General features: G+C 70.7%; 10 protein-coding genes and 1 tRNA gene. 5 read left to right on the forward strand and 6 right to left on the reverse strand.

The window, feature by feature from the left end; translation table 11 throughout:
* Positions 1–111: 111 nt before the first annotated feature.
* From PP359_RS06140 to PP359_RS06160, 5 genes are all read right to left on the reverse strand, one after another.
* Positions 112–1,122 carry an SseB family protein gene (locus PP359_RS06140; RefSeq protein WP_295774319.1) on the reverse strand — a complete coding sequence of 337 codons (1,011 nt, stop codon included), beginning with the start codon at positions 1,120–1,122 and terminating at the stop codon, positions 112–114.
* Positions 1,123–1,250: 128 nt separating this feature from the next.
* Positions 1,251–3,674 (reverse strand): ATP-dependent helicase, encoded by a 2,424-nt coding sequence (locus PP359_RS06145; RefSeq protein WP_499250119.1) that lies wholly within the window; start codon positions 3,672–3,674, stop codon positions 1,251–1,253.
* 59 nt (positions 3,675–3,733) lie between these two features.
* A complete protein-coding gene (locus PP359_RS06150; RefSeq protein WP_112932481.1) occupies positions 3,734–4,393 on the reverse strand; it encodes a LuxR C-terminal-related transcriptional regulator in 660 nt (219 codons plus the stop codon).
* Positions 4,386–4,643 carry a hypothetical protein gene (locus tag PP359_RS06155; RefSeq protein WP_499250120.1) on the reverse strand — a complete coding sequence of 86 codons (258 nt, stop codon included), beginning with the start codon at positions 4,641–4,643 and terminating at the stop codon, positions 4,386–4,388. The genes PP359_RS06150 and PP359_RS06155 overlap by 8 nt, the downstream gene beginning before the upstream one ends.
* Positions 4,637–5,596 carry a PspC domain-containing protein gene (locus PP359_RS06160; protein WP_499250121.1) on the reverse strand — a complete coding sequence of 320 codons (960 nt, stop codon included), beginning with the start codon at positions 5,594–5,596 and terminating at the stop codon, positions 4,637–4,639. The genes PP359_RS06155 and PP359_RS06160 overlap by 7 nt, the downstream gene beginning before the upstream one ends.
* A gap of 115 nt (positions 5,597–5,711) precedes the next feature.
* On the opposite strand from PP359_RS06160, the gene PP359_RS06165 reads away from it, so the two are divergent.
* The 5 genes from PP359_RS06165 (at position 5,712) to PP359_RS06185 (ending at position 8,807) form a co-directional block, all read left to right on the forward strand.
* Positions 5,712–7,364: a PspC domain-containing protein gene (locus tag PP359_RS06165; RefSeq protein ID WP_499250122.1), complete on the forward strand. Its 1,653-nt coding sequence runs from the start codon at positions 5,712–5,714 to the stop codon at positions 7,362–7,364.
* Positions 7,361–7,687 carry a hypothetical protein gene (locus PP359_RS06170; protein ID WP_162722453.1) on the forward strand — a complete coding sequence of 109 codons (327 nt, stop codon included), beginning with the start codon at positions 7,361–7,363 and terminating at the stop codon, positions 7,685–7,687. The genes PP359_RS06165 and PP359_RS06170 overlap by 4 nt, the downstream gene beginning before the upstream one ends.
* 26 nt (positions 7,688–7,713) lie before the next feature.
* The gene (locus tag PP359_RS06175; RefSeq protein WP_016463491.1) at positions 7,714–8,112 is read left to right on the forward strand and encodes a YccF domain-containing protein; all 399 of its coding nucleotides are present in this window, start codon (positions 7,714–7,716) and stop codon (positions 8,110–8,112) included.
* Between the two features lie 110 nt (positions 8,113–8,222).
* Positions 8,223–8,295, forward strand: a tRNA-Met gene (locus tag PP359_RS06180).
* Between the two features lie 98 nt (positions 8,296–8,393).
* Positions 8,394–8,807 carry a DUF8738 domain-containing protein gene (locus PP359_RS06185; RefSeq protein WP_499250123.1) on the forward strand — a complete coding sequence of 138 codons (414 nt, stop codon included), beginning with the start codon at positions 8,394–8,396 and terminating at the stop codon, positions 8,805–8,807.
* A 93-nt stretch (positions 8,808–8,900) separates the two neighbouring features.
* Here PP359_RS06185 and PP359_RS06190 read toward each other — a convergent pair whose 3' ends face one another.
* Entirely contained in the window at positions 8,901–12,023 is a 3,123-nt protein-coding gene (locus PP359_RS06190) for a S8 family peptidase (protein WP_499250124.1), read from the reverse strand.
* Positions 12,024–12,129 lie beyond the last annotated feature (106 nt).

A 12,129-nucleotide genomic window follows, 5' to 3' on the forward strand; every position in this document is an offset into this window, starting at 1 on the left:
GTGGCCGGCAACGGATGCGGACCGGATGCCGCGCGGCATCCGAATCCGCTGCATTCATCCGAATCTGCGGGGCCTGCGGCGCGTGTCCGTCCGCGAGTATCGGTCCGCGCGTCAGCCGGCGAGCGCCATGACACCGGCCAGCGCGTCTCGGTCGAGCTCGATCCACGGGCCGCCCGGGTCGACGACGATGCCGGTGAGGCCCGGCTCGGATGCCAGGGCGCGGCCGAGCTGCTCGGGCTGCACCGGCAGGGGGCTGTCGCCACGGCCGAGAGCCACGACCTCCAACGGGTGCGAGAACACCTCCATGCGGCGCTGACCGTCGGGGGTGCGCGCCTCGGCGAGGCCCATGCGCCCCTCGGCGTCGCTGTTGCCGGCCACCCAGACGGGAAGGCGCGAGAGGGCGTCGGCGACGCGTGCGGCCGTGCTCTCATCGCGCGGCGCCGACAGCAGCGTCTTGATCTCGAACGTGGGCTCGCTCTCCTCGACGGCGCGGGCGATGAGCTCCTTCGGCAGGATGACGCGGGCGCCGGCGGTGGCGTGGTCGAGGTAGATGCCGTCGTATCCCCCGGCCACCGCGTTGCGCAGCACCTCGATGGCGGGCTGCCCGATGACCGAGGTGGCCGCCCCGCCTTCGGAGTCGACGCTGGCCTGTAGTGCGGCGCCGCCGCTGAAGGCGAGGAGGAAGCGCTTTCCCTCCACGGAGGCGATCGCGAGGTTGATCTGCTGGCCCGCAGCGATCAGCGCCTGAACGTCGCCCTGCGCCCGCAGGAACAGCTGCCCCTGCAGCGCCTGGCGCATCACGTTCATGATCTCGGTGTTCTGCGGCTCCGCCGACAGGGCCGACAGCGCCGCCTGCAGCAGGGCGTTGTCGACCAGACCGGGCACGATCTCGCGCGGAGCCGGTGCGGTCGCCGCGGGGCGCGTCGGCGCTGCGGGCGCCGGAGCCGTCGGGTCGGCGCCGAAGGTGGAGACCGAGATGCCGACCTGCGGCACCCCCTCGGCCGCAACGGATGCCGCTTCGGCGGATTCGTCCGTCTCCGCAACGGTGTCGACGGACTCGACCTCGGATGCCGGGGCGCCGTCGCCCTTGTCGGAACGGTCGCGACGCGAGAAGAGTGCCATGGGTCCGAGCCTAGCTGGGACCGCCACCGGCCCGCGGCGGGGCGGCATCCGCCTCGCGCGCTCCCCTCCGTCTCGCGCTACCGAAACACGCATCGCGCGTGCCGGATTCGACAGCGCGAACCGCCGGACTACAGCTTCTCGATCGGGGCGATCTTGATGAGCAGCTTCTTCTGCCCGGCGCGGTCGAAGCGCACGTGGGCCACGCGCTTGGCGCCTTCGCCCGTCACCTGATCGACGCGGCCTTCTCCGAAGTCCTCGTGGCGGATGCGATCGCCGGGAACCAGCTCCATGTCGCCGTTGTCGCGCACCTTCGCGGGGATGCGGTTGGCGAACTTCGCGAGGTCACCCGCGGGCTTCTCCCGCCGCGGCAGGGGAACGAGGTCGTCGCCGTAACGCGAGCCGCCCGATGCGCCCCCACCGCCGAAGCCGCCAGGCCTCCGTCCGTTCAGTGCTCGCGATCCTCCCTGACCTCGCGAGTTGATGTCGCCGGGCGACTGGCGCCAGTCGATGAGCTCGTGGGGGATCTCCTGCAGGAACCGCGACGGCATCGCGACCGACACCTCGCCGAACTGGGCGCGGGTCATGGCGAGCGAGAGGTGTAGGCGCTTGCGGGCGCGCGTGAGCGCGACGTAGAACAGGCGGCGTTCCTCTTGCGGGCCGCCCGGCTCTCCCGCGGAGATGCGATGCGGGATGAGGTCCTCTTCGACACCGGTGACGAATACGGCGTCGTACTCGAGGCCCTTCGCGGTGTGCATCGTCATCAGAGATACCGAGCCCGAGGCGTCGGCGAGGTCATCGGCATCCGAGACGAGGGCCACCTCCGTGAGGAAGTCGAGGATCGTGCCGTCGGGGTTGTTCCGGGCGAACTCGCGGGTGACGGCGACGAGCTCGTCGAGGTTCTCGACGCGCGCCTCGTCCTGCGGATCCTTCGACATGCGGAGGGCATCGAGGTAGCCGCTCTTGTTCAGCAGCAGCGTCAGACCCTCGGCGACGGCGGTCGACGGCGGCGCCTCGCCCGAGGCCGGCAGCATGATCGCCGTCGCCTCGACCAGCACGGCGTCGAGCTGGGCGATCGCGGCCTGGATCTTGGGTCCCACGCCCAGCGCCGACGCGTTGGCGAGCGCGTCGCGGAACGTGATGTCCTGGTCGGCGGCGTAGCGCGCGATGGACGTCTCGGTGACGTCGCCGATGCCGCGGCGGGGCTTGTTCAGGATGCGGCGCACGCTCAGTTCGTCGGCAGGGTTGGCCACCGCGATGAGATACGCGATCGCATCCTTGATCTCGGCGCGCTCATAGAACTTCGTGCCGCCCATGATCTTGTACGGCACGGCGGCGCGGATGAAGATCTCCTCCAGCGCGCGGGACTGCGAGTTGGTCCGGTAGAAGACCGCCATCTCGCCGTACGGCAGACCGGCGCGGTGGAGCGCCTCGACCTCGTCGGCGACGAACTGGGCTTCGTCGTGCTGCGAATACCCGGTGAAGCCGACGATCTTGTCTCCGGCGCCGACGTCGGTCCAGAGCTTCTTGTCCTTGCGGTCGAAGTTATTGCTGATGACGGCGTTGGCCGCGGTCAGGATGTTCTGCGTCGAGCGGTAGTTCTGCTCGAGCAGCACGACCTTGGCGCCGGGGTAGTCGCGCTCGAACTCGGTGATGTTGCGGATGTCCGCGCCGCGGAAGGCGTAGATCGACTGGTCGGAGTCGCCGACGACGGTCAGCGACGCGCCGTCGGTCTCGTCGAGCAGGGCACCGACGTCTTCGATGGGCCGCGTGAGTTCGTGGATCAGCGCGTACTGGGCGTGGTTGGTGTCCTGGTACTCGTCGACGAGGATGTGGCGGAAGCGTCGGCGGTAGGTGTCGGCGACGTGCGGGAACGCACGGAAGAGGTAGACGGTCTGCGCGATGAGGTCGTCGAAGTCGAACGCGTTGGCGCGCTGAAGCGAACGCTGATAGTCGGCGAAGATCTCTGCGAACAGGCGCTCGGCGGGGTCGCTCATGTTGGCCGTGCGCGCGAACGACTCGGCATCCGCGAGCTCGTTCTTCAGCTTCGAGATGCGCCCCTGGACGGATGCCGGGGTCAACCCGAACGCGTCGGCCTCGTACTGCTTGACGAGTCGTTTGATGAGAGCGCGCGAATCGCCGGAGTCGTAGATCGTGAAGCTCTTGGTGAAGCCGAACTGGTCGGCCTCACGGCGCAGGATGCGCACGCACGCCGAGTGGAACGTCGAGATCCACATGCCCTGCGCGGTGTCGCCGATGAGCTGCTGCACGCGTTCGCGCATCTCGCCGGCGGCCTTGTTGGTGAAGGTGATCGCGAGGATCTGACTCGGCCATGCCTCGCGTGCGCGCAGCAGCGATGCGATGCGGCGCGTGAGCACGCTCGTCTTTCCCGAACCCGCACCGGCGACGATCAGCAGCGCCTGTCCGCGATAGGTGACGGCTTCTCGCTGCTGCGGGTTGAGACCGACCAGGAGGTCCTCGTCGGCCCGGCCTCCCGAGCCGCGCGCGGCGTCCGTGGGCATGCCGACGATGACGGGCTTGATCGGGTCGCTCATAACCCGTCAAGTCTAGGTCGCGGCTCTGACACCGCCGACGGGATGCCGCGGCGACCGTCTCAGAGCAGGCGCCGCTGCGAAGCCCAGGCCGTCAGCTCGTGGCGCGACGAGAGCTGGAGCTTTCGCAGCACCGCCGAGACGTGCGTCTCGACCGTCTTGATCGAGATGAACAGCGCGCTCGCGACCTCCTTGTACGCGTAGCCGCGGGCGATGAGGCGCATCACCTCCTGTTCGCGGGCCGAGAGGCGATCGAGCTCGTCGTCGACGGCGGCGGTCTCGCCCGCGACGGCGCCGAACGCGTCGAGCACGAACCCCGCCAGACGAGGCGAGAACACGGCATCGCCCCCGGCGACGGCGTGAGCGGCGCGGCTCACTTCGGCGCCCGACGACCCTTTCGTGATGTAGCCGCGGGCGCCCGCGCGGATCACGCGCACGACGTCCTCCGCCGCGTCCGACACACTCAGCGCGAGGAACCGGGTCGGCACTCCGGCGCAAGCGCGGATCACCTCTTCGCCGCCTGTGGCCTCGTCGCCGTGCCCGCCGGGCAGATGCACGTCGAGCAGAACCACGTCAGGCCGCGTCTGGGCGATGACGCCGATCGCGGTCGGCACGTCGGCGGCCTCTCCCACGACCTCGACGGTGTCGTCGAGGTCGCTGCGCAGACCCGAGCGGAAGATGGAGTGGTCGTCGACGATGACCACGCGGATGCCGTCAGCCACGGCCGTTCCCCTCGGCGCCGACCGACCGCAGGTGCACGTCGGTGCCCCCCGGTCCCGAGGTGACCGTCGCGGTGCCCCCGAGACGCCGCATCCTCCCGATGATCGACTGCCGCACACCGAGCCGGTCGGCGGCGACGTCGTCGAGGGCGAACCCCGACCCTCGGTCGCGGACGAAGACGTCGACGCCGTCGGAGCGTCCTTCGATGTACACCGAGACGTCGCCGCCGGCGTGACGTGCCGCATTCAGCATGGCCTCTCGAGCGGCGGCCGCGATCTCGCCGCTGGCCCCTCGCTCGAGACCCCGGCGACGACGACGTCGATGCGCACCGGGTAGTCGAGCTCGAGCGCCGCGGCGTAATCACGGAGGTCGGTTGCGAGGTCGCTGTCGGCCGGCTGGTCGCCGTCGTAGAGCCACGCGCGCAGCTCCCGCTCCTGTGCGCGGGCGAGCCGCGCCACGTCGCTCGAAGCGCCGCCCCGGTTCTGGATGAGGGCGAGGGTCTGCAAAACGGAGTCGTGCAGGTGCGCGGCCATCTCAGCGCGCTGCTCCTCGCGGATGCGTCGATCGCGCTCACCCGTGAGTTCGCGCCACTTCCCGACGAAGGTGGACGACAGCATCGCGGCGAGTGCGGCCAGGGGCACCACGATCAGCAGGGCGTCCGCCGCCGCACCCTCGCGGAGGGCGAGGATGGTCAGTGCGAACACGGCGAGCAGGATGATCACGACCGCGGTGCGCACGATCACCGCGTGCCCCGGTCCGCGGAGGGGGTCGCGGCGGTCGACCAGGGTCGCCCATGCGCCGGCGGCTGCGGCTGTCGCCGATGCCGCGCCGACGACGAGGGCGAGGTCTGAGCTCGCCCTCGCGCCGACGACGGCGAGCGCGGTCAGCGGCAGCAGCACGATCGCGGCGCCGCACGTGAGAATCCAGGCGACCGGCGCCGAACTCGTGGTCGGCGCGTCTCCCGCGGCGCGGGGCGCGAAGGCCCAGCACCAGGCGTAGAACAGGATGCCGGCGCCTGCGCACAGCGCCAGGACGACGAACAGCGCGCGCACGGCGCTCACGGGGGCACCGAGGTGCTGGGCGAGTCCTTCGGCGACGCCGGCGACGACGCCCTCGCGAGGGCGCACGAGCGGGGGCCGGGCCGGCGGCACCGGGCGCGGCGCGGGCGCGGCGCGCGCGGCGTCCGAGGCGGCGGCGGGCGTCATACGGCCATCCAACCATCCGCGACCTCGGCCGTCACCGCTGCGGCCGCCGAGATCAGGGCCGTCTCAGGGATTCCCCCGATGGTCGGCGCGAGTGCCGCGCCGCGAAGATCGTTGCATGACCACTCCACCCGTGGACCCGCCGCAGACCACATCGTCGACGCCGCCCCCTCCCGCCGGAAGCCACACCGCCGCCGAAAGCCGCAACACCGGCGACCGCTTCTTCTCGTGGACCTCGGGACTCGGCATGGTCCGCGGTGACGGCTGGATCGGCGGGGTGGCCGCGGGCATCGCCGCGCGCCTCCGGATCGATCCGCTGATCGTCCGCGGCATCCTCGTCGTGGTCGGCCTGTTCGGCTTTCCGGTGATCTTCCTCTACGCGCTCGCCTGGGCACTGCTGCCCGACCTCGACGGCCGGATCGTGCTGCGAGACGCTCTGCGTCGCCGGTTCGAGCCGGCCCAGGTCGGGATCCTCGGTCTGCTGATCCTCGGTCTCATCCCGCTCGGACCGGGAGTGGTCTTCGTCGGCAGGATCCCGGGATGGATGCTGAGTCCCGGGCTCGGCGGATGGTCTGCTCTGTCTGCGCTGCTGGTGACCGTCGGTCTGATTCTCGCCGTCGCGCTCCTGTTCATCATCGTGCGCGCCGCGCGTCACTCCGCGCGCTCCGCGCCCCCGGCACCCCCGCAGCAGAGGGCTTCCGCTGCGGATGCGTCGCCGGATGCGTCCGCCGCGGCGACCGGTTCGGGTCCGGTCGCCCCCGCGGACCCGCGGGGGACGGATGCCGCCGGCTTCGCGGCATCCTCCCCTGCCCTCCCCTCCCCGGCCACCGCCGCCGACTCCTCGACCGATGCCGGCACGGCCGCGTCGACACGCCCTGCACCCGACGACGACGCGTACGCCGCGTGGCGCGAGCAGCACGCCGCGTGGAAGATGCAGGACGACGCCTGGCGCCGGCAGCAGCAGGATGTCGATCGCGCCGTCCGCGAGCAGGCTCGCCGTGAGCGGCAGGAGCGCGCCACCGCGTTCGCCGCCGAAGCCGCCGAGCGCCGGAGACTGCGGCGCCTGAGTTCGCCGCGCACGCCGCTCGCGTTCGTCGGGGTCGCGCTCGGCATCGCCGTGATCGCGGGCACCGCCACGGCCATCGCCCAGCGCGATGCTCTCGGCCCCGCACGCGGACTGTTCGTCGCGGCGGTCGCGCTCGGCGTGTCGATGGTGGTCGCCGGTGTGCTGCGCCGCCGCAGCGGCTTCCTCGCGTTCGCGACCGTCGTGACGCTGCTCGGCGCGGGCGCGGCGACCGTGGCGCCGGTCGCACAGAGCCTCCACATCGGGAGCTACTGGCTTTCGGTGGGCAACGGCTCCCAGCCGGGCGCCTCCGCATCAGCCCCGTTCGTGCAGACGTGGGGCGACCTCGTCATCGTCGCTCCAGACAACGGTGTGGACGGTTCGGTCTACGTGGAGAAGACCTCGGGTAACACGCAGATCATGGCTGAGCCGCTCGAGGGATCCGTCCGAATGGAGATCGAGATCACCACGCGGGACGCCGCGGTCGATCGGGTCCGCCTCGCGGATGCCGACGGCAGATCCTCCGCGCGCCTCGCCGACGACCCCGCCGTCACGAGCACCCGTCTCGCTGACGGGCGCATCCGCCTCACCACGACCGTCGGCGCCGCCGATGCCCGCACTCACCACCGCATCGTCATCGCGCAGGACAGCGGCTTCATCTCCGTCATGCAGTCATCACCCGCAACCACGACAGGAGGATCCCGATGAGCGACTCCACACCAGACTCTGACGTGTTCCCGGCATCCGCTGCCGACGCTCTCGCGCCCGACGCGCCCGAGGCCCTGCCGCGCCCGCGCATCCGCTGGGCAGGGATCGTCTGGGGGCTCGTCTTCGCCGCCCTCGCCACCGTCGGTGCCGCTCTGACCTGGACGCCTCGGGCGCTCGAGAACCTGTCGATGATCGTCCCCCAGCTGACCGGAACGACGCTGGTGGCCGCCACGCTCATGGCGCTCGGCGCACTGGCGCTGATCTCCGGGCTCGTAGGACTGCTGCGTCATGCGCAGCGCGCGGCGACCCGGCGTCGCGCGTAGCCCCGCGCGGACGGGAGAATGGACGCATGCGCACGATCCTCAACATCGTCTGGATCATCTTCGCCGGATTCTGGTTGTTCGTCGGCTACGTGGTCGCCGGTGTGGTGCTGTGCATTCCGATCATCACGATCCCCTGGGCGATCGCCTCGTTCCGCACCGCGGGCTACGTCATCTGGCCGTTCGGGCGCACGATCGTGCCGAAGCCGACGGCGGGCGTGGGCTCGTTCCTCGGCAACGTCGTCTGGGTGATCCTCGCCGGGTGGTGGCTCGCGCTCGGACACCTGGTCAGCGGCATCGCGCTGTGCATCACGATCATCGGTATTCCGATGGCGATCGCGGACTTCAAGATGATCCCGATCTCTCTCATGCCCCTCGGCAAAGACATCGTCTCCACGCGCCAGGGCGCGTTCGATCGGACGCTGTGACCCCGACGATCGCCCGCGTCACGCGCGGACACATATCGCAACCACAGGTCACACACCTGTTCCCGGCGGTCGCGGCGGGTTAGCGTGGGGGCGTCCCCTCACCGGGGCATCGCGGCGATCCGGGCGGACCCGGGCACCGGCTCATAACCGGGTGCGTTGCGGGTTCGACTCCCGCCGTCGCGTCGACGCAGGACTTCCCCGTTCTCTCCGCGCATTCGCAGGCGCAGGGCCTACCCTCACTTCATCCGGCACACCGCATCCGTCGGCGCGAGGAGGCCCCCATGCGCAGAACCCCGATCCTGACCGTGATCGCCCTGGCGGCGCTCGCCCTCACCTCGTGCAGCTCCGGCGGCACCGATCCCGCTGCGGAGCTGCCGGGCGTCTCCCCGTCGACGCGCCCGCCGCTGCAGACGACGACACCGGGACCGATCGGCCCGAGCGGGCCGGCGATCGCCGTACCCCAGAGCCGCTGGGACGCCCTCGTCGCCGACCTCACGAAGCGGGGCGTGACGGGCACCCCCGCGCTCGTGTCCTCCGAAGCGGTGACGTTCAACGACGGCTCGCTCGGCTGCCCGTCTCCGGGTCAGTCCTACACGCAAGCGCAGATCGACGGCCTGCGCGTGGTCGTCTCGGTCGATGGCAAGACCTACGACTACCGGTTCGGTCAGGGCGCCGAGCCCAAGCTCTGCGCCTGACCTCGCGACAGCACACGCGACGACGCGACAGCGCACACGAAAGAAGAAGGGGTGGATGCCGCGGCATCCACCCCTTCTTCTTTCTCGCCGGGGCTACTTCTTCAGCGGCAGCAGCAGCGCCTCATCGGCGCCCGACTGGTTGTCCATCACGACCACCATCGAGCCCAGCGGCTTCTGCGCGTCGATCTGCTTCGCGTTGAAGGTGACGTCGACGCTGACCGAACCGCGCTTCGGCACCGTGACGAACTGGCCGTTGCTGATCGCCGGCGCCGTCGGGTCATACGTCGCCCACCCGTCCACGGCGTCCGACGCGTCGTTGGACGCGAAGGTCTGGGCCGTGTACGAGAACGCCCCCGTGATGCCCAGATCGCTCGCCCGCACCGGCATCAGCAGGGTGCTGCTGTCGGTCGGCGCCTGCGTGAGGAAGCCCGCGGCGGCCGTCTCCTTCGTCTTGGCGTTGACGATGAAGACCTCGGACAGACCGTTGGTGTCGCCGTTGCGCACCCCGCCCGAGTCGGCGGACAGGACGATCCAGTCGGGGGTGCCGTCGCGGTCGCTGTCGATCACGATGTCGTACTCGTTCGCGGCCGCGTTCGACCAGCGGTGGTGCATGTTCATCGCGAACACCATGAGCGTGTCGTCGCCATCGGGGAAGGACTGCACCCCGACCGCGCGGATGTCGTACCCGGTGTCGGCCAGGGTCTTGCTGGCGTCCTGCGGGTCGGACAGGCCCCACGTGTACACGTCGGCACCGGCCGGCAGGGCGCCGGCGAGGTTGCGCAGCGTCAGCTTCTTGGTGCCGTCGGCGACCTTCTGCTTGCCGCTGAACCACGGGCTGTTCGTCGTCGCGCGCACCGTGCTGTCGGCTCGGGGCACGAGCAGGTAGGGCACGCGCAGCGTGGAGTCGGACGACGTGAGCACGATGTCACCGGAGATCTCGGAGAACGCGAACTGGTCGTCGGCGCCGACCGAGCTGGGCACGTCCTTCGCGGCGGCGGCGACGATCAGCAGCACCTTCGCCGAGCCATGCGCCGGGACGGTGATCGAGCGGTTCGAGAGCAGGATGCGTGCCTTCTTCGACTGCGCCGACGGGGTCGTCGAGACGTCGTAGCGCACCGCGGTCGGCCCGTCGTTGCGCACCGTCACGGTCTTCACGCCACCGAAGCCCAGCGGCGACTCCTGGAAGCCGAAGCTGAGCGCCGACTCGCGCGCCCAACCGCTCTCCGTCCGGAACGCGTCACCCGTCGCCGTCACCGTCGTCGCCACGGCCTGCGCGGCATCGACGAGACCCACCCCGCCGAGCGTCAGGCTCTGGCCGGCGACCTTGTCGGGATCGGCGGTGGACACCACGGATGCCGCGATCTGCGGAGCCGTCCACGACGGGTGCGCTTCGGCGGACAGCGCCGCCACACCCGCCACGTGCGGGGCGGCCATCGAGGTGCCCGACAGGATCGCCGCACCGTTGCCCGAGCCGACCGCGGCCGACGAGATCGAGACGCCGGGGGCGGCCACGTCCGGGCTGATGGCGCTGTCGCCCGAGCGCGGACCCGACGAGCTGAACGACGCGTAGCCGCGGAAGCCGGGGTTGGCGATCTGCGTGGCGACGAGGCTCGCCGTGGCGCCGGCGACGAAGGCGGGACCGCTCGAGGAGCGCACGCCGAAGAACGGAATCGTCAGGTCGAACGGCTCCCCGGTGTCGGCATTGGCCGTCACGACGCCTTCGAACGGCGGCAGGTCGTCGGTGTTGTTCACCATGACCACGGCCGCCGCTCCGGCCTGCTGGCCGTAGATGGCCTTGGCGACACGGGCGCACGACCCGCGGTCGACGACCGCGATCTGCTTTCCACCCGGGACGACTCCCGCGGCGGTGAATGCCGCCGGCGAGCATCCGAGCGCGTTGTCGCCGGTGAGGCGCACGACCGTCAGATCGCCGATGCCGTCGAGCGAGGCACCGTTGGCGTTGATCGCCTCGACGGGGGTGCCGCCGACCGTGATCGTCGCGCCCGGGAAACCCTCGGCGCTGTCGACGGCCGATACCGAGATCACACCGTCACCGGTGCCCGGCGAGCCGGTCAGGTACGGGTTGTGACCCGCGTTACCGGAGGAGGCGACCACGACGACACCGGCACCGACCGCGTTGGCGGCGGCCACGGCATCCGGGTCGTCGGCACGTCCGAACGACGAGCCGAGCGACATGTTCACGACATCCATGCCGTGATCGACGGCCCAGTCGAGGGCGGGCACGACCACATCGGTCGAACCCTCGCACCCGAAGACGCGCACGGCGTACAGGTCGACCTGCGGGGCGACACCCGGTCCGACGCGGAACTGGTTCGAGGGGGTCGTGGAGTCGTACGGGCCGCGGTAAGTGGTGCCGTCGGCGAGCACGCCCGAGCCGCCCGCGGTGCCGGCGACGTGCGAGCCGTGGCCGTTGCAGTCGAGCGGGTTGTCGTCGGGGTGGGGCACCGGCTGGTAGGAGGCGCTGTTCGGGTCGGCGTTGTAATCGTCGCCGACGAGGTCGATTCCGCCCTTGATGCGCGGGGCGTCGGGACCGTACATCGTCGGGTCGGCGGGCTGGGCCGAGTTCGCCTTCGCGGCGTCGAAGGCCGCCACCGTGCCGGGACCGCCGAAGGTCGCGTGGGTGTAGTCGATGCCGGTGTCGATGATGGCGACCTTGACGTTCTGTCCCGTGTAGCCGGTGCTCTCCCACACCTGGGGGACACCGAGGAAGGGAACCGAGACGGCGTTGTCGACGGTGTACTTGCGCACGGGATGGATGGCGACGACGTTCGGCAGAGACGCGATCGCGTCGAGTTCGGCCGCCGGCACCTTCGCCTGCACGCCGTTGTACGCCGACTGCATCTCGGCCTGCACCGAGCCGCCCTTGTCCTCGATGGCCGAGCTCACCGGCTCCTGCGCATCCTTGAGGCGGTTCTTCACGTCGCCGCGCTCACCGTCGCTGAGCTCGCGGCCCTGCTCGGCTTCCACCACGGCGACGGGATCGCCCGTCATCTCGACGACGACGCTCACGAGTCCGTTGGCGTCGATGGCCGCCGACGTGAACGACGTCGAGATCTTTCCGGCGGATGCCGCGGTCAGAAACCGCGACGACGGGTCGGCGTCGTCGGCGGTCGCGGCGAATGCGGCCGTGGAGGGGAGCAGCAGTGCTATCGCACCTGCCGTGGCGAGGATGCGTCGTTGCCGTGGTCGTTGCAAGGGAAGACCGCCTTTCGTGCAGGGGGGTGTGCCACATCGGGGTAGGACGCGGCTGTATGGAGGCTATGCATCCCCTGCACGAGGCGAAAGACGGATGAGAGGATCC

It is taken from the genome of Sphingomonas sp. BLCC-B65, from assembly GCF_028550675.1.
In the GTDB taxonomy this organism is placed as follows: domain Bacteria; phylum Actinomycetota; class Actinomycetes; order Actinomycetales; family Microbacteriaceae; genus Microbacterium.

Excerpts from the sequence above, each read along its gene's own strand:
- PP359_RS06140 (WP_295774319.1), bottom strand. The coding sequence starts at position 1,122 with ATGGCACTCTTCTCGCGTCGCGACCGTTCCGACAAGGGCGACGGCGCC.
- PP359_RS06145 (WP_499250119.1), bottom strand. The coding sequence starts at position 3,674 with ATGAGCGACCCGATCAAGCCCGTCATCGTCGGCATGCCCACGGACGCC.
- PP359_RS06155 (WP_499250120.1), bottom strand. The coding sequence starts at position 4,643 with ATGCTGAATGCGGCACGTCACGCCGGCGGCGACGTCTCGGTGTACATC.
- PP359_RS06160 (WP_499250121.1), bottom strand. The coding sequence starts at position 5,596 with ATGACGCCCGCCGCCGCCTCGGACGCCGCGCGCGCCGCGCCCGCGCCG.
- PP359_RS06165 (WP_499250122.1), top strand. The coding sequence starts at position 5,712 with ATGACCACTCCACCCGTGGACCCGCCGCAGACCACATCGTCGACGCCG.
- PP359_RS06170 (WP_162722453.1), top strand. The coding sequence starts at position 7,361 with ATGAGCGACTCCACACCAGACTCTGACGTGTTCCCGGCATCCGCTGCC.
- PP359_RS06175 (WP_016463491.1), top strand. The coding sequence starts at position 7,714 with ATGCGCACGATCCTCAACATCGTCTGGATCATCTTCGCCGGATTCTGG.
- PP359_RS06185 (WP_499250123.1), top strand. The coding sequence starts at position 8,394 with ATGCGCAGAACCCCGATCCTGACCGTGATCGCCCTGGCGGCGCTCGCC.